This is a genomic window from Shewanella metallivivens, assembly GCF_028750675.1.
GTDB classification, from domain to species: Bacteria; Pseudomonadota; Gammaproteobacteria; order Enterobacterales; family Shewanellaceae; genus Shewanella; species Shewanella metallivivens.
The window spans coordinates 26,618-42,815 of sequence record NZ_JAQQPZ010000008.1 but is presented as its reverse complement, the minus strand read 5'-3'; the positions used below and the strand labels follow the sequence as shown (position 1 = coordinate 42,815).

Sequence of the window (16,198 nt, the reverse complement as noted above, 5' to 3'; positions counted from 1 at the left end):
GAGCGACTTAATGGGGTAGGGGAACACCATGATAAAGTAAGGTGTTAAATACTGAATAAGCAATGAATAGCATAATAGCGCCGACTAAAGCATCGACCACACGTTGTATTTGAGGTTTACCTAACCAGGGCGCCAACTTGGCGGCACCAAAAGCAAGGCTGTAAAACCATAATACTGATGCCAATACTGTGCCTATGGCAAATGCCCATCGTTCATTGCCCTCAAACATGCCACCCACACTGCCTAAAATCATCACGGTATCGAGGTAAACGTGAGGATTAAGCAAGGTTACCGCCAATGTAGTGCCAATAATGTGTTTACGGCTATTGGCTGCAGCTTCATGGGTTGTAACTTGATATTGATTTCTCCATACGTTACGCAAAGAAATTACTGCATAAACAATCAGAAAACTGATCCCACCCCAACCGATAATTAACATCAACCATTCACTACTGGCGATGAGCTTACCGCCGCCAAAAATCCCTAAGCCAATCAAAATGACATCACAAAACATGCAAATGGTTGCCGCTAAAATGTGATGATTACGCTTAATCCCTTGGCTGAGTAAATAGGAGTTCTGCGCGCCAATAGGAATTATCATCCCTGCGCCGAGAATTAAACCTTGCAGTAATGCTGAGGTAACCATGAGTGTCCTTATGATGAGTTTGCTTGTTAATAAGCCGCTAAAGTACTCATTGTTTGCGTATAAGTTAAATTAATAATTTTACTTATACATAAGAAAAATTAATGAAGGTGGCGAATCGTTCCGCTAAGATGACAGCATTAAACCAAAAGGTGATTGTGCATGAGTAAACTCGACTACAAATTACTGCAAGCATTGAGTTGTGTGATTAAAGAGCAAAGCTTTGAACGAGCTGCCAATGTATTGTGTTTGTCGCAATCTGCAGTGTCACAAAGGATTAAGCAATTAGAACAGCAGCTCGCTCAATCTGTTGTGATAAGAAGTCATCCAATCCGCGCTACGGCGTTAGGTCAGCAACTGTTACGACATTATTACCAAGTCGTGCAGCTAGAGGCAGAATTACTGCCAAGTGTGATGCCTAATGCGCCAGTAACCCCGTTAACATTACATATTGCCACCAATGCGGATTCTCTAGCGACCTGGCTTATTCCGGCGATTGCCCCTTTAATTAAAGAGCATCTATTAGAAGTCAATTTATTGATTGAAGATGAGGAACGCACCCTTGAACGGCTCAAAGATGGTCAATCATTTGGGGCGATAGCGGTACAAGATGTGGCGATAAAAGGGTGCCAGTTAACGCGATTAGGCAAGATTAATTATATTGTTGTTGCAACGCCAGAGTTTGTTGAACGCTATTTTTGTGATGGGATAAATGCGCAAACGTTAATGCGAGCGCCAGGGATAGCCTTTGATCATAAAGACAATATGCATACCCGTTTTATTGAGCAACACTTTGGTTTAGAAGAAGGCCAATACCCACTGCATGCAGTGCGATCATCTGAAGCCTTCATTAATATGGCTAAGCACGGCGCAGCTTATTGTTTAGCGCCACAGTTACAAGTGAGCAATGAGCTAGCCAGTGGAGAATTAGTGCAGATCCTGCCTGATAAAGTCATTGAAGAGACACTGTATTGGCACCATTGGATTTTACTCAAGGGAGTTTATAAAGAAGTCTCTGATGCGATCATATCCCATGCCCAGCAAGTATTGGCTGTTAACCATGGCTAATAAATTGCTGTTTGTTGCCACTATCTTCAATGCTGCCTGCAACGCTAATCATGGCTGAGGTGAGTCGTGTTAGTTGGGCAGCGTTAATCGTGTATGGCGGCATAATATAAATGTATTTATTAAACGGCCTTACCCAAACCCCAAGCTCGACAAATGCTTGTTGTAATTGTGCGGCATTGACGTTGTTGACCATTTCTATCACACCAACAGCGCCCAATACACGTACATCTTGAACTTGCGTTAAATCAATGGCCCTTGCGAGTTCTTGTTTAAGTTGAACTTCAATGGCGCTCACTTGTTGCTGCCAGTCTCCTTGAAGCAATAAGTCTAAGCTAGCGGTTGCTGCGGCACAGGCCAAAGGGTTACCCATAAAAGTAGGGCCATGCATAAACACGCCTGCGGGCGAATCACTAATACCATTGGCCACTTCGTCACTGCATAGGGTGGCCGCGAGGCTAATATACCCACCGGTTAATGCTTTGCCGACACATAAAATATCGGCCTCAATATTGGCATGCTCATAAGCGAAGAGGGTGCCAGTACGACCAAATCCAGTAGCAATTTCATCTAATATCAATAGCACATTGTATTGGTCGCAAAGTAGGCGCAGTTTGACTAAATAAGCTGGAGAGTAAAAACGCATGGCACCAGCACCTTGCATGATGGGTTCAATAATCACCGCGGCAATATCTTGGTGATGTTGGCTAAATGCATTTTCTAAAGCAGTGATATCGGTCTGATTGAGCGGTTCATTAAACTTCGATGTGGGGGCGGGGATAAACACTTGTTTAGTGACATTATTGCCAAACATGGTGTGCATGCCGCCGTCTGGGTCACACACGCTCATGGCGGCAAAAGTATCGCCGTGATAACCACTTTTTACCGTCATAATCCGCTGTTTCTGTGGCTTATTGCGCCCTTGCCAATATTGCAGCGCCATCTTTAGGGCCACTTCAACGGCAATAGAGCCTGAGTCGGCTAAAAATACTTTGGTTAAATTGGCGCTGGTCATTTGCACTAGGCGTTTTGAAACCTCAATGGCTGGCTGGTGGGTAATACCACCAAACATCACATGGCTCAGTTGGGTTAACTGCTTTTGCATGGCCGCTAAAATGGTCGGATGACTGTAACCATGCACACATGACCACCATGAACTTGTGCCATCAATTAACACTTCTCCACTGTCTAACGTCAGTTCACACCCCTGGGCAGAAACCACACCATACACAGGCAGAGCCTGGGTCATAGAGGTATAAGGATGCCAAATATGCCGTGCATCAAATGCATAATCGATAGTGGTATTTGTGTTTGAAAGTGCCATAATTATATGTGCTCGCTTTTTAACCGCTTGTAAAGGGCGAAGTGTTCGCTGCGTTGACAGTTTACGGGCTCAGGGTATCCTAGCCAACAGAAAATCAAAATAAAGGAAAGATCCATGTCGTTAGCTGAAATTCGTCACGATTGGCAAAAAGCAGAAATCGAAGCGTTGTTTGCATTGCCGATGAATGATTTATTGTTTAAAGCTCACAGTATTCATCGTGAAACGTTTGATCCTAACGAAGTACAGATCAGTCGTCTTTTATCGATTAAAACCGGCGCATGCCCAGAAGATTGTAAATATTGTCCGCAAAGCGCGCGTTATGACACCGGGCTTGAGAAAGAACGTCTACTTGAAATTGAAAAAGTATTAACAGAGGCTAAAAGTGCTAAAGCCGCTGGTGCATCACGGTTTTGCATGGGTGCCGCTTGGCGTAACCCACGCGATAAAGACATGCCGTATTTAACCCAAATGGTCAAAGATGTGCGTGCTTTAGGCATGGAAACCTGTATGACATTAGGGATGTTGTCATCTGAGCAAGCTGAGCAACTCGCTGATGCTGGCTTGGACTATTACAACCACAACCTAGATACCTCGCCTGAATACTATGGCGATGTCATTACCACCCGTACCTATCAAAGCCGATTAGATACTCTCACAAACGTTCGTGCTTCTGGCATGAAAGTTTGTTCTGGTGGGATTGTCGGTATGGGCGAACAAGCCACTGACCGCGCAGGTTTACTGCAACAGTTAGCCAATTTAGAGCATCACCCAGATTCAGTGCCTATCAACATGTTAGTGAAAGTGGCAGGCACACCGTTTGAAAAGTTAGATGATCTCGACCCACTTGAATTTGTGCGCACCATTGCGGTTGCGCGTATTTTGATGCCTAAGTCGCGGGTGCGTTTATCCGCTGGGCGTGAAAACATGAGCGATGAATTACAATCTATGTGTTTCTTTGCCGGTGCTAATTCGATTTTCTACGGCTGTAAGCTACTGACGACGCCAAACCCTGAAGAAAATGATGACATGAGCCTGTTCCGTCGTTTGGGCTTACATCCAGAGCAAGGACCTCAAGCTAATATTGAGTCCGACAGTGCATTACTTGCCAAAGCGAGCGCTAAGCAAGATAAGTCGACCAAGCAGTTTTACGATGCTGCGGCACTGTAATTAGTCATGGCAACATCAGAGCCGTCAGTAACGGATAACCATCCTCTCGCTCAGCGGATAAAGGCTACCCTTGAGCAATTACACACGACGGGTCTTTTGCGTCAAAGGCGGGTTAACGGGCTTGGATCGCAAAGCAAGGTTATTGATTTTAGCCACAATGATTACTTAGGGTTATCTCGAGAACCGGCGTTAGCTCAAGCCCTTTACCAAGGGGCACAACAATACGGTGTAGGCAGTAGGGCGTCACCGTTAGTCAGTGGTTACAGTGTTGCACATCAACAGCTTGAACAACGTTTATGTGAGCTAACGGGTCACCGGGCGTGCATGCTGTTTAGCTCAGGTTTTAGCGCCAATAGTGCCTTGATGAAAACCCTATTTAATGCGAATGACACAGTGATTGCAGACAAATTAGTGCATGCATCTGTGATTGATGGTTTGAAAGACAGCCAATGCAAAATTAGCCGTTTTTTACATAATGATCTTACCAGTGCAGCGCGTATTATTGAGCGCCATCCTGGCTGTGCTGTGGTCACTGAAAGTGTGTTTAGTATGGACGGTGATACCGCACCCATCACTGAGCTGGCGCGTTTATGTCGCGAGCATCAATGTTGGTTAATTGTTGATGATGCCCACGGCTTTGGTGTGCTACCAAATGGCTTGGTTAATGCAGATAAGGTCGATATTCAAGTTGTCACCTTTGGCAAAGCATTAGGTTGCCAAGGCGCGGCGATTTTAGCTTCCCAAGACGTGATTGATTTTCTAGTGGCGACAACGCGGGAATACATATACTCAACGGCGTTATCTCCTGCTAATGCTCATTTGGCGTTAGCGGCGATTAATTGGCAGCATTCGCATCCGCAATTGTTAACCCAGCTGCTGGCCAATATCGCGTTGTTTAGGCAGGTCGCAACACAACATCAATTAACGCTAACCGAATCGAAAACGGCGATTCAACCCATCATGATTGGTGATAATCAACGTGCAATGGCCGTTGCTAAGCAGTTAACTCAACGAGGGTTTTTAGTGGGTGCAATACGCTCACCTACAGTGCCTAAAGGGCAAGCTCGCTTACGGATCACCCTCAATGCTCAGCATCAGGCTGACGATATTCGCGCTCTGGTTGCTACGGTTGCATCATTGATAAATGATTCGGGCACAAACACATCAGCAGCTTTACAGACATTGTAATGACATCAATTTGGATCAATGAGAAACCTCATGACGTTAGATAATCCACTGGCCAATAAGTTTTCATGTGCTGCAAGCCATTACAAACAGCATGATGTATTGCAACGTTTAAGTGCTCATCAGTTATTACAACACGCAAATTTATACGGCACCTTATTAGACGTAGGGGCTGGGCCAGGCACCGATTTTGGTGCATTTAACGCTGTTAATCAGGTTGTGGCTGTCGACATTGCTCAGGGTATGCTTACTGAGTTAACGCAACAATTTACAGATTATTTGCCATTGTGCACTGATGCCCAAGCTTTAGGGTTACAGACTGCATCAGTTGACAGTATTTATTCTAATTTAGCATTACAGTGGTGCCCCAAATTGCCTCAAGCATTTTGCGAATTTCAGCGCGTGTTACGCCCTAATGGCGAGTGTCACGTGAGTATTGTGGCAGATGGCAGTCTAGCGGAACTGAAAACACTAGGTTTTCATGTCAATCAATTTCATTCTGTTTCGGCGTTAAAACAAGCATTTATGTCATCTCAATTCCAGGGTGATACATGGGAAAGTATTGATATCAAACTTGAAAGCATTCAAGTGTATTTTGATGATTTACGTAGCTTGCTGTATTCCATTAAAGGGGTTGGGGCGTCATTTGCTCAGCATCAGCATAACTCAAACCGGCCGTTGCTAAAAAAGCAGCAATGGCAACAACGAGTTGAATTAGCCAACACGCTGCGCACAGAAAAAGGCATTCCCTTAACGTATCAAATCGCGTTTATCCGCGCTAAACGGGGCTAACACTATGTTGTATTTTGTCACTGGAACCGACACAGATAGCGGTAAAACCTTAATATCCTCGGCATTATTGGCGAAAGCACAAGGGCAAAAATGCGGTTTTAAACCTATTGCCTCAGGTTGTGAGATGAATGAAAGTGGGTTGCGCAACAGTGATGCATTGATGTTAATGGCGCAATCGAACATGGGCTTAGCTTATCAAGAAGTCAACCCTATCAGTTTTGAGCCGGCAATTGCGCCTCATATTGCAGCCTCGCAGGTCCATACCGCGTTAAGCGCACAAGGGGTGCTTGATGCAATGTTCCATCCGGCAATGGTCAGTGCCGATTTTGCTTTAATTGAAGGTGCTGGTGGTTGGCGTTTACCGTTAGGCAATGGCGAGTATTTATCTGATACGGTTAAGTTATTGCAAGCGAAGCTTCAGCAGTATACCTCTTCTAAAAGCCTGGGCTGTGATGCAATGAAAGGGGCTAATTACAATGGGACAATTGACGTTATTCTTGTTGTTGGGATGAAACTGGGGTGCTTAAATCATGCGTTGTTAACGCAAGAAGCGCTACTAGCCGATGGTTTGAGTATTGCTGGTTGGGTGGCCAATCAGGTTGATGCCGACATGGCCTTTATTGAAGACAATTTGCAAAGTTTACAACAGATGATGCAAGCGCCTTTTTTAGGCTATGTGCCACATCTTGCCAATCCAAGTGCTGAAAATGCGGCAGCTTATGTGCAATTACCAGAGTTATACCATTGCGCGTTAGTAAGTGATCTTTCAGCGAGAGTTTAAAAGGGCTTAAACAAGGCGAATGACTGAATGAATAGTGATTCTCTTTCGAAGTCATGCAACGCAGTGTAAGCCCTTTTAAAACTCGCCTAAAAGGAATGCCCCAGCCGCTTTTGCTTTACGTTCTCGCTATTTGAAAGGGAACAACCATGACTACATAGCGACGCCTTAATCAAAAACCGCTGGACGCATTCTGAGTGGTCACTTATTAATGCGCAATGGTATTATCATCATTAACCAATAAAAAACTCAACCGGCTGAAGGCTTAGGTTGAGTTTTATGGTTTATTGATTAGAAAAATTAACCGGAGATAGGCATCACTCGGTTACGTCCGAGGCGCTTTGCCTCGTACAATAGCTTGTCTGTGGCTTCAATTAGTTGCCCCACATTTTGTTTAGGTTTCCACTCTGCTACACCAAATGATGCAGTAATAGAATCAATGACTTTATCACTGCGGCGATCTTTAACACTGAGTTTTTCCAGTGCTCTGCGGATCCCTTCAGCTAGCTGTCTTGCCACTCTTAATTGGCTGCTCGGCACGATAATGGCAAATTCTTCACCACCATACCTGTACAATTTAATTCCATCACGACAGGCTTCTTGAATACGTTTTGCAACGGTTTTTAACACTAAGTCACCTAGCTGGTGGCCAAAAGAGTCGTTGAAGTTTTTAAAGTGATCAATATCAATTAAAATCAGGCAAGTGCCCGTTGGCGATGTCGTTATTTGGGCGTCGATGTCATCGTTAAATGCCCGGCGATTGAGCACGTTGGTTAATGCGTCAAATAGCATGTCTTTTTCTGATTCTGCTAAACGAGTTTTCAGGGTATCTATTTCAGACTGGGCCTTTTGTAATTGCTCGGTAAAACTGACTGTACTTGAGCGAATACTTGAGGATTCTTTAACGATGCTCCGCACTACGCCAATGACTTGTTCTAGCGAGAACCCTTCGGTTTCTAGAACGCTAAGTTTCTTAAAGTCTTTTTCAATTTGGGTTTGAAATGTCTCTGTGTCTAAATTGGTATCTCTTAATGATTGAGACAGTTCACAAACCATGGCATCTAAGTTTTTACGCATTTCGCGTATATCAAGCTCTACTGGATCGGCCACATGCTTTCGATAGAGTAGTTCACTGGTCACGGGTGAACAGGTTTGATTTTGCTTAACTACAGTATCAAGCTCTTGATTAAGAATAGGATTTTGTTCACCAACATAAGCATACCAAAGTGCATAATTTGTAGGCGTGGTTGGAATTTTATATTTTAACATTAACGGAACCGCTTTTTTAAGATTGGCAGCTGCGGTTTGTAATAACGTATTAGACATTAAGTGCCTCATGAGCAGGGCTATGAACAGTTATTAAAGTGATGGAGGGTATAATAAAATTTATAGTAGGACATTATCATTTAACGGATCACAAAAAAAGCATCCTAAGATGCTATTGTGCTGTCAAAGTAAGAGATTAGAATGCGTAAGAGACCGCAAACATTGGGCCTGTAAAACTATAGTCAATATTGTAATCAAAGGTTCTTAATTCGCCACCGTTCAGTTTACGTTTTTTTTCAATGGTAATGTCAACGTCATAATAATTATACGCAAATTTTAGCGACCAATTTTCACAAAATTTAGCTTGTACGCCCAAACGTACGTCAAGTAACGAACCGTCTACATCATCATACTCAATGGCAAAATATTGAGTATGGGCATAAATCTCCCACCCAGAATAAAACTCATAGGCAGCATACATCCCAATATTGGGTAGTGGGGCGGTAAAGTTTTCGTCAACGACTTCTGGGGTGTCAACAACATTACTGCATAAACTGGTTAAGTCGGTGCCAGGAATACATGTCCCAATCGTACCTTTAAACGAGGTTTCGATGAACATGGTATGTAACCCTACAGAAAATCCTACAGAATAGTTAGTACCTTGCCAGACATCATATCCATAGCCAATGCGTAAAATATCGATGTTCAATTCGGTATTTAGTTTGGCTCCCACCTCAATCAGGTAGTCTTTGCCGTCGATATCTTCAAGAATAAAGTCTTGGCTGATGGAATTGTTATCAGCTTGGCGATCTAACGATTTCCAATCAATGTATAGATTATGGCGCTGATTAAAAGCGTATTTAAATTCAAAATACGGTAAGTATTGCTCTTCTGCGAGTAAAAACTCATCTTCAAAATCAATGGGGAAGGTGCCGCCGTTTTTAGGATTGGTGACAATAATGTTTGAATCTGAATTGGCATAAAATACACCTATATCGAAGGTGTATGTATCGGTTTCTACTGAAGCATGGTTATTGTGCTTATTATGGTTACTGGCTGCATAAGCCGTCGGAACTAACAAAGCTAACATAACAAAATAAAAAAAGGGTCTAATCATTGAAACTCCGCATTTAATTTTTTTAGTGTCAAAAGATATGCGTCTTCATATGATGCTGTTACTGTATTTGAGACTGAATGTATTTATTTACAACGATAACCAAGGTGTGGGCCATCAAAAGGTGTTGTCATAAACTTCAAGCAAAATAAACACGGTAATCTGTTCAGCCAACATATTAGCACCTTGCAACTAAATGTGAAGTAATTGTGTCTAGTTATTGCGTCAAATCATACTTTGCCTCAATAGTTTGACCTTAAGGACGTAAAAGTCATTTTTTGTGAGTAAAGCTAGAAATAGTGAGGGTGCTAGATGATTGACAAGTTTTATGTGATCGTCGGTTTTATGGCAAAAACAAAAAAGTAGAGCAAAAATGGCTCTACTTTTTTATGCGATTTGTTGTGTTTATGTTACAAGTTGTAAGCGGTTGTTTTAGTCAATGAAACTCGATTTATTCAGATTCATCTGTGTCGGTTGAATCGTCTTCAACATCGTCAAATTCAATTTCAACCTTTGGGCTTGCCGGAGTATGGATAGTCCCTACTACTGCGTAAAAGGGTTTACCTTTGGCTAGGCGGCAGTATTTAGCCCATAATAATTCCATTGGCGTTGATGGCGCCATTTTTCCTTGTAATACTTGTACAAATTGGTCTTCATCAACGTTACAAGGTAACTGTGTACCGTCAGATAAATTTTTCATTGCTTGACCATGTTGTTCAAGCAAGTCGGCTTCCTTACTGGTAAAATCACCACAGCGCTTAAACCCTTTAGGGAAATTAGCGTCATCATAGAAGCGTTTAGTAGAGCGGAAACTGTCACTTGATCCATTAGCGTGAGCTTCAATACCTTGTTTCGCATTGACAAATGATTGCTGAGACATGGCTAATACCTTCTAGATTATGAGATATAAAGATTTTCAACTGGAGTATTGGCTAGTATTATCAATTTTTAAATCAAAATATTTTGTCCTTCATGGTGAAGAATTTTTATGGATACAGATTTATTAAAAACTTTTTTAGAAGTCTCCCGTACGCGCCACTTTGGCAAAGCGGCGGAAAATCTCTATCTTACCCGCAGTGCCGTTAGCTTTCGAATAAAGCAACTAGAGGGCATTCTGGGTGTCGATCTATTTGAAAGACTACGTAACAATATTCAACCCACTCCTGCAGGCGAAAGGATGCTCGGTCATGCTGAGGCGGTATTGAATGCGTGGGAAAGGGCAAAACAAGATATTATTTTAAATCAGCAACACCGTTCTCAATTAACCATCTCTGCAGGTCACAACATTTGGGATGCGTATCTACAACGTTATCTACAGCCGCTGCATTTGGGTTTAGAGGGGGTGGCGTTAAGGACTGAAGTGTTATCAGAGTCTGTTATGACCAGACAATTGATTGAACGCAGTTTAGATATTGCAATTACGTTTGACCCGCCAAAATTGGACGAAATTGAGTTAGTTAAATTGGCGCAAATAAGATTATTTTTAGTCAGTAAGCAAAAAGGGCTGACACTAGAACAAGTATCAAACCAAGCTTACATCAAAGTCGATTGGGGTACGGCGTTTAACATCACCCATGCCCAAGCATTTACCATGTTGCCAGCCCCAATATTGCATACAAGTTCAGCAAGAATGGCGTTGGATTTTTTGCACAATAATGGGGGGGCTGCTTTTTTACCCGAAGTGTTGGTAGAGTCTTATATTGCTGATAACACATTACATTATGTTGAAAATGCCGCGCCTATCACTCGCAATGTTTATGGTGCATATTGGGCTGAGAATGAGAGGCTTGCCAATGTAGAACAAGCTATTGCCATCTTATCTGCAGGGAATACAAAGGCTGTATAGTTAAATAGTGGGTGCGCTGATGAAACCACGATTAAATTACATTCATTACTCGCGGCCACAGCACCGTTCCCCAGGTCATTGCACACATCACAAGGCTAACAAATACTGCTGCTGAAGCTATGTCTTTAGCTTGCCCGCTTAATGGGTGTCTTTCTGCGCCTACACGGTCAACAACAGCCTCAATGGCGGAGTTGATCAGTTCAACGATTAATACAATCATCAATGTCATTATCATTAATAATCGTTCTGTCGTGCTGACATCCATCAGTAATGCAATAGGCAGCATTAACAAGGCTAAAACCGCTTCTTGCCTAAATGCTGCTTCGTTTTTCCAGGCGGCTTTTAAGCCTTTCATTGAGAATCCCGTGGCGCGGAATACGCGTTTAAGACCATGATTATTTGCTGGTTTCATGAACGTTATTTTCCTGTCTTAATATCAAATAGATTGTAACATTCACCTTATCGGCTTGCAGTGATTTTAAGCTGAAATGCACAACCACTGTCGCTGTACTAGGCTTAACTTTGCCATGAGGCACAAGTTAATTGCCAAGGATTGTTTATGTTACGTATACCCTGTATTGTATTTTTCATCTTTTTCACGCTCTACAGTTTCCCTTGTGTCAGTGAGCGCCTGCCGGTCCCCGAAATACAGCTCGCCAGTCAGTATTCAGATGAATTGATAGTCGCGGATTATTTAGTCAGTGAAAAACTCGATGGTGTGAGAGGTTACTGGGACGGTCAACAAATGCTGACCCGCAGCGGCCGTAAAATCGATTTGCCTATATGGTTTACTCAACACTTTCCGCATTATGCCCTAGACGGTGAATTGTGGATGGGCCATGGTTTATTTGAACAAGTTTCGGCACTCGTTCGCACCGAGCATACTGAAGATGAGCAGTGGAAGAGAGTGAAATACATGCTGTTTGATTTACCTTCTCATCCCGGTACGTTTGAAGTTCGTTATCAGGCCATGAAACAACTTGTTGCACAGGCTAACGTAAAACAGCTGCAGGTAATTACACAGCAAACTATTTCCAGTACCGAAGCACTGTTTGCTGAGCGAGATAAGGTGGTCTCTGCCGGTGGTGAGGGGTTAATGTTGCATTATCGGCAAGCCTTATATACGGTAGGACGAAGCCCATTTATTGTTAAATTAAAACCTAAATATGATGCTGAAGCAGTGGTTATTGGCCATAGTGCCGGTAAAGGAAAGTATTTTGGTATGCTTGGGGCGTTAATGGTTAAAAATCAGCAAGGGGTCATTTTTAAAATTGGCAGCGGCTTAACGGATAAACAAAGACAGAACCCGCCAGCCATAGGCGCGATTATCACCTATCAATATTTGGGTTTTACCCAGAAAGGCACGCCACGATTTGCCACATTTTTACGTGAGCGTCCGCCACAATAATGACAGACTGAGTTTAATTCAAATATCAATAATAATTATTAATAGGTAGACGACATGATTGATGATGCATATTTAGCTAAGGTTTCTTCGGTATTATTTGTGTGCATGGGCAATATCTGCCGTTCACCTACTGCTGAGGCAGTGTTCAAGCAACAAGTGAAGTTACATGATTTGTCGTTGACTGTCGATTCAGCAGGCACGATTGCTTACCATAAAGGCAACCCGCCGGACTGTCGCAGTGTTACTGCAGGTACTAAGCGGGGTTTAGATTTTTCAGGGATGAAAGCAAGGCAAGTAAGAGATGATGATTTTGAACGATTTGATCTTATATTGGCCGCAGATAACGATAATATGAACGATTTATTTGAGCGCTGCCCAGTCCAATACCGTCACAAAATACACTTAATCCTCGATTTTATTACAACGGGTGTGACAGAAGTGCCAGACCCATATTATGGAGGAGAACATGGGTTTGAGCAGGTGATTGATTTGCTTGAAACCAGTCTCGCTGCATTAGCAACTCAACTGGTTTCAGCCAGAGGCGGTTAATCATTTATTTTAGCTCGGCCAAACGATTAACCTTAAGTGAGGTTAGTCGTTATGTCGTTTACCAGAGCGTTTGAGTTTTTCCTGGGCGATTTTTTGTTGTTTAAGCGCTTCTTTTTCAGCAAGGAGTCGTGCGACTTCGATTTTTTCAGCTTCAGCCATTTCAGGTGTTTCTAGGCTTAGTAAGCCAATTCGTCCTGAACGATAATCGTGTAACAACAACTCTGATACTTTGTGGTAATCAATACGCCCGCCAGGACGAAGTGCACCGCGTGAGCCCGCAATAGCTTCAAGTAAACCGATGTCTGTATCGGGCAATGAACTTAGTTTATAACGTTCAAGTATGGCTTCTGGGTACGCTTTTAAAAAATATTCAGCGGCAAACATCGCCACATCTTCATATTCCATCGCGGTGTCTTTAATTGCACCAGTAACAGCTAGGCGATAACTGCTCGCTTCGTTGTCGACTTTTGGCCACAAAATACCTGGGGTGTCTGAAAGCACAATCCCGTTACGTAAATTAATGCGTTGTTGGTTTTTGGTGACCGCAGGTTCGTTACCGGTTTTGGCGATTGTGCGACCCGCAAGGGTATTGATGATGGTTGATTTACCCACGTTTGGGATCCCCATAATCATGGTGCGAATGTCTTTTTCTATGACATCACGGTGCGGTACCAGTTTACGGCAAATATCGGGAATGTTTTTGACCATGCCGGGCTGTAAAGTGGTAATTGCAGAGGCCTTTACGCCTTGTTCACGTTCAAGATACTCAATCCAACGCTCTGTAATTGCGGGATCGGCTAAATCTGATTTATTCAGTAATTTAATACAAGGTTTGTCGCCACGTAGTTGTGACACCATCGGGTTTTCACTGCTGTAGGGAATGCGCGCATCGAGCACTTCAATCACTAGATCGACCTGAGGCATTGCCTCTTCAATCTCTTTGCGTGCTTTATGCATGTGTCCTGGATACCACTGAATTGCCATGATGTTGCCTTATAACCGAATGCTAAAACGAATAAATATAAAAGCGCTATTGTACCTTGTTAGCTTACTAAAAGCATAAAAAAAGCGCCCTAAGGCGCTTAGTCACCGTGATAATTGGCTTAAATAACCCCTAACTCGCGTAATCTTTCCATTAGGTAGCTGTCGGCGGTATAACGCTCTGACAGTACGACATCAGGATTTGGGTGTAAAAATAATGGTAATGAAATTCTAGATTTTGTTTTATCCGTTCCTTCTGGATTGATCACACGATGTGATGTCGATGGGAAATAGCCCCCTGATGCTTCTTGAAGCATGTCACCGATGTTAATAATGATGCTGCCAAAATCGCTAGGCACATCAATCCATTCACCGTTTTTTGTTTTCACTTGTAAGCCAGGTTCATTGGCAGCGGGTAATAAAGTAATAAGGTTAATGTCTTCATGTGCTGCAGCACGAATGGCACCCATTTCTTCATCCCCCTTCATTGGCGGATAATGCAAAATACGTAGTAAGGTTTTTTGACTGTCGGCGATCATATCAGGTAGCGGAATTGAATACTTAGTAGCAACCTCAGGTGGTGTGTATTGTTCAATCCAGCTCAAAAGCTCTGAAGCTAATGTATTAGCGTGCTCATAGTACGCTAAGATATTGGCGCGTAGCGAGTCAGGAATTCGGCCCCAAGGATACACATGATAATATTCTTTAATATCTTTTACGGTATTGCCTTTGGCCGTTTCTGATACCGAGGCAGGAAAAAATCCATCATGGGTTTCTGCTTTGAACAAGAAGTCGTGTTTTTGTTCAGATTGAAAGAAGGCGTACCATTCTTGGTAAATATCTTCGACAAGTTGTTTCTGGATAGGGTGATTGGATAATACCCCAAACCCTGTTTCACGCAGTGACTCGACAAAACGTTCAGCACTATCTGGTGCTAAGTAATCAATTGTATTTAGTTTCATTATATATTTCTTATTAGTGTGTTGACCCGCGCTAATGGTAACCTTAGTCACACTTTGTCGCAATTGTTTGCGCGTGTGCAAATGATACAGGATGAACTTGTGTCACCTGTCACGCGTATTGTCTATTAATGAGGCAAAAATGAATGAGAGTGAGTAATGAATAACTTAACTGAATTTGAAAAATACGTGATTGAGCAAAAAGGCACCGAACGACCATTTAGTGGCGAGTATGTCGACCACGATGCTCAAGGAGTATATTGCTGTAAAAAGTGCCTAGCTCCCTTATATAAAAGTGAACATAAGTTTAATGCACATTGCGGTTGGCCTGCATTTGACGATGAAATTGCAGGAGCCGTAAAACGGACTCCTGATGCTGATGGGCGCAGGGTTGAAATCACCTGTCATCAATGCGGCGGCCACTTAGGTCATGTGTTTGAAGGCGAAATGTTAACAGACAAAAATATCCGTCACTGTGTTAATTCTGTGTCTATGGTGTTTAAACCCGTGGATGAGCTAAACCAAGTTGCTAGTCAGACCCGCACCCAGAAAGCCACTTTTGGGGCTGGATGTTTTTGGTGTGTAGAAGCTATTTTTGCTCAACTAAACGGCGTGTTGAGTGTTCAGTCTGGGTATTGTGGTGGTGATGCCAGTGATGCTAATTACGATGCAGTATGCTCTGGTAAAACTGCTCATGCCGAAGTCGTACACATCACATTTGACCCGAATATCATCAATTACGAGACATTATTAACGGTACTGTTTGAAAGCCACGATCCGACCACGTTAAACCAGCAAGGTAATGACAAAGGTCCACAATATCGTTCAGTGATTTTTACTCACAATAGTCAGCAAGTCGATGCAGCAAATACGTTTATTGAATACTTAACCGCCCAGCGCATTTGGCCTAATCCCATCGTGACGCAAATAACTGCCTTTGACGCTTTTTATGCCGCAGAAAGTTATCATGATGAATATTTCGCTAAACATGGTGAGCAGCCATATTGTCAGTTAGTGGTTAAACCCAAATTTGACAAAGTAATGGCAAAGTTTGCCGATAAACGCAAGTAACCTAATCTCGGGGCAATAAACTGACTTTAAAACAGTGCTTTGTCCTGCTA

At 42.8% G+C, this 16,198-nt stretch carries 17 protein-coding genes; 9 read left to right on the top strand and 8 right to left on the bottom strand.

Going from position 1 to position 16,198, the window contains the following annotated elements; genetic code table 11:
- Positions 1-7: 7 nt before the first annotated feature.
- Positions 8-646, bottom strand: a complete 639-nt coding sequence (locus PQR79_RS11095; protein WP_238104202.1) for a LysE/ArgO family amino acid transporter — start codon at positions 644-646, stop codon at positions 8-10.
- 159 nt (positions 647-805) lie between these two features.
- Between PQR79_RS11095 and PQR79_RS11090 the strand changes: the two genes are divergently transcribed.
- Positions 806-1,711 (top strand): LysR family transcriptional regulator ArgP, encoded by a 906-nt coding sequence (locus PQR79_RS11090; RefSeq protein ID WP_238104204.1) that lies wholly within the window; start codon positions 806-808, stop codon positions 1,709-1,711.
- Here the strand turns inward: PQR79_RS11090 and bioA are convergent.
- The gene (gene bioA, locus PQR79_RS11085; protein WP_238104206.1) at positions 1,698-3,032 is read right to left on the bottom strand and encodes an adenosylmethionine--8-amino-7-oxononanoate transaminase; all 1,335 of its coding nucleotides are present in this window, start codon (positions 3,030-3,032) and stop codon (positions 1,698-1,700) included. The genes PQR79_RS11090 and bioA overlap by 14 nt on opposite strands.
- Before the next feature lie 114 nt (positions 3,033-3,146).
- Here bioA and bioB point away from each other — a divergent pair, with 114 nt between their 5' ends.
- The 4 genes from bioB to bioD are packed head-to-tail and all read left to right on the top strand — an operon-like array spanning position 3,147 to position 6,957.
- The gene (bioB, locus tag PQR79_RS11080; protein WP_238104208.1) at positions 3,147-4,199 is read left to right on the top strand and encodes a biotin synthase BioB; all 1,053 of its coding nucleotides are present in this window, start codon (positions 3,147-3,149) and stop codon (positions 4,197-4,199) included.
- A 6-nt stretch (positions 4,200-4,205) separates the two neighbouring features.
- The gene (locus tag PQR79_RS11075; RefSeq protein WP_238104210.1) at positions 4,206-5,387 is read left to right on the top strand and encodes an aminotransferase class I/II-fold pyridoxal phosphate-dependent enzyme; all 1,182 of its coding nucleotides are present in this window, start codon (positions 4,206-4,208) and stop codon (positions 5,385-5,387) included.
- Positions 5,388-5,417: 30 nt separating this feature from the next.
- Positions 5,418-6,176, top strand: a complete 759-nt coding sequence (locus PQR79_RS11070; RefSeq protein WP_238104211.1) for a methyltransferase domain-containing protein — start codon at positions 5,418-5,420, stop codon at positions 6,174-6,176.
- Between the two features lie 7 nt (positions 6,177-6,183).
- Positions 6,184-6,957 (top strand): dethiobiotin synthase, encoded by a 774-nt coding sequence (gene bioD / locus PQR79_RS11065; RefSeq protein WP_238104430.1) that lies wholly within the window; start codon positions 6,184-6,186, stop codon positions 6,955-6,957.
- Between the two features lie 297 nt (positions 6,958-7,254).
- Here the strand turns inward: bioD and PQR79_RS11060 are convergent, their stop codons facing one another.
- From PQR79_RS11060 to PQR79_RS11050, 3 genes are all read right to left on the bottom strand, one after another.
- Complete coding sequence (locus PQR79_RS11060) at positions 7,255-8,280, bottom strand: GGDEF domain-containing protein (protein WP_238104213.1); 1,026 nt, start codon at positions 8,278-8,280, stop codon at positions 7,255-7,257.
- A 136-nt stretch (positions 8,281-8,416) separates the two neighbouring features.
- The gene (locus PQR79_RS11055; RefSeq protein ID WP_238104215.1) at positions 8,417-9,337 is read right to left on the bottom strand and encodes a hypothetical protein; all 921 of its coding nucleotides are present in this window, start codon (positions 9,335-9,337) and stop codon (positions 8,417-8,419) included.
- Between the two features lie 448 nt (positions 9,338-9,785).
- A complete protein-coding gene (locus tag PQR79_RS11050) occupies positions 9,786-10,214 on the bottom strand; it encodes a MaoP family protein (RefSeq protein WP_238104217.1) in 429 nt (142 codons plus the stop codon).
- Between the two features lie 108 nt (positions 10,215-10,322).
- Between PQR79_RS11050 and hdfR the strand changes: the two genes are divergently transcribed.
- A complete protein-coding gene (hdfR, locus tag PQR79_RS11045; protein ID WP_238104219.1) occupies positions 10,323-11,180 on the top strand; it encodes an HTH-type transcriptional regulator HdfR in 858 nt (285 codons plus the stop codon).
- A gap of 31 nt (positions 11,181-11,211) precedes the next feature.
- On the opposite strand, the gene PQR79_RS11040 is transcribed toward hdfR, so the two are convergent.
- Positions 11,212-11,592, bottom strand: a complete 381-nt coding sequence (locus PQR79_RS11040; RefSeq protein WP_238104221.1) for a diacylglycerol kinase — start codon at positions 11,590-11,592, stop codon at positions 11,212-11,214.
- Between the two features lie 147 nt (positions 11,593-11,739).
- Between PQR79_RS11040 and PQR79_RS11035 the strand changes: the two genes are divergently transcribed.
- Both PQR79_RS11035 and PQR79_RS11030 read left to right on the top strand, forming a co-directional pair.
- Positions 11,740-12,588 (top strand): DNA ligase, encoded by an 849-nt coding sequence (locus tag PQR79_RS11035; RefSeq protein WP_238104432.1) that lies wholly within the window; start codon positions 11,740-11,742, stop codon positions 12,586-12,588.
- Positions 12,589-12,642: 54 nt separating this feature from the next.
- Positions 12,643-13,137, top strand: a complete 495-nt coding sequence (locus tag PQR79_RS11030; RefSeq protein WP_238104223.1) for a low molecular weight protein-tyrosine-phosphatase — start codon at positions 12,643-12,645, stop codon at positions 13,135-13,137.
- Between the two features lie 42 nt (positions 13,138-13,179).
- Here PQR79_RS11030 and ylqF read toward each other — a convergent pair whose 3' ends face one another.
- Both ylqF and PQR79_RS11020 read right to left on the bottom strand, forming a co-directional pair.
- Positions 13,180-14,121 (bottom strand): ribosome biogenesis GTPase YlqF, encoded by a 942-nt coding sequence (ylqF, locus tag PQR79_RS11025; RefSeq protein WP_238104225.1) that lies wholly within the window; start codon positions 14,119-14,121, stop codon positions 13,180-13,182.
- Between the two features lie 119 nt (positions 14,122-14,240).
- Positions 14,241-15,080 carry an isopenicillin N synthase family dioxygenase gene (locus PQR79_RS11020; protein ID WP_238104227.1) on the bottom strand — a complete coding sequence of 280 codons (840 nt, stop codon included), beginning with the start codon at positions 15,078-15,080 and terminating at the stop codon, positions 14,241-14,243.
- A gap of 156 nt (positions 15,081-15,236) precedes the next feature.
- On the opposite strand from PQR79_RS11020, the gene PQR79_RS11015 reads away from it, so the two are divergent.
- A complete protein-coding gene (locus PQR79_RS11015; protein WP_238104229.1) occupies positions 15,237-16,148 on the top strand; it encodes a bifunctional methionine sulfoxide reductase B/A protein in 912 nt (303 codons plus the stop codon).
- The last annotated feature ends 50 nt before the right edge of the window (positions 16,149-16,198 follow it).

Bases quoted from the DNA above. Each gene is read 5' to 3' on its own strand.
- PQR79_RS11035 (WP_238104432.1), top strand. From the start codon at position 11,740: ATGTTACGTATACCCTGTATTGTATTTTTCATCTTTTTCACGCTCTAC.
- PQR79_RS11075 (WP_238104210.1), top strand. From the start codon at position 4,206: ATGGCAACATCAGAGCCGTCAGTAACGGATAACCATCCTCTCGCTCAG.
- PQR79_RS11015 (WP_238104229.1), top strand. From the start codon at position 15,237: ATGAATAACTTAACTGAATTTGAAAAATACGTGATTGAGCAAAAAGGC.
- PQR79_RS11050 (WP_238104217.1), bottom strand. From the start codon at position 10,214: ATGTCTCAGCAATCATTTGTCAATGCGAAACAAGGTATTGAAGCTCAC.
- hdfR (WP_238104219.1), top strand. From the start codon at position 10,323: ATGGATACAGATTTATTAAAAACTTTTTTAGAAGTCTCCCGTACGCGC.
- PQR79_RS11040 (WP_238104221.1), bottom strand. From the start codon at position 11,592: ATGAAACCAGCAAATAATCATGGTCTTAAACGCGTATTCCGCGCCACG.
- PQR79_RS11090 (WP_238104204.1), top strand. From the start codon at position 806: ATGAGTAAACTCGACTACAAATTACTGCAAGCATTGAGTTGTGTGATT.
- PQR79_RS11020 (WP_238104227.1), bottom strand. From the start codon at position 15,080: ATGAAACTAAATACAATTGATTACTTAGCACCAGATAGTGCTGAACGT.
- PQR79_RS11060 (WP_238104213.1), bottom strand. From the start codon at position 8,280: ATGTCTAATACGTTATTACAAACCGCAGCTGCCAATCTTAAAAAAGCG.
- PQR79_RS11030 (WP_238104223.1), top strand. From the start codon at position 12,643: ATGATTGATGATGCATATTTAGCTAAGGTTTCTTCGGTATTATTTGTG.
- ylqF (WP_238104225.1), bottom strand. From the start codon at position 14,121: ATGGCAATTCAGTGGTATCCAGGACACATGCATAAAGCACGCAAAGAG.
- PQR79_RS11095 (WP_238104202.1), bottom strand. From the start codon at position 646: ATGGTTACCTCAGCATTACTGCAAGGTTTAATTCTCGGCGCAGGGATG.
- bioB (WP_238104208.1), top strand. From the start codon at position 3,147: ATGTCGTTAGCTGAAATTCGTCACGATTGGCAAAAAGCAGAAATCGAA.
- PQR79_RS11070 (WP_238104211.1), top strand. From the start codon at position 5,418: ATGACGTTAGATAATCCACTGGCCAATAAGTTTTCATGTGCTGCAAGC.
- bioA (WP_238104206.1), bottom strand. From the start codon at position 3,032: ATGGCACTTTCAAACACAAATACCACTATCGATTATGCATTTGATGCA.
- PQR79_RS11055 (WP_238104215.1), bottom strand. From the start codon at position 9,337: ATGATTAGACCCTTTTTTTATTTTGTTATGTTAGCTTTGTTAGTTCCG.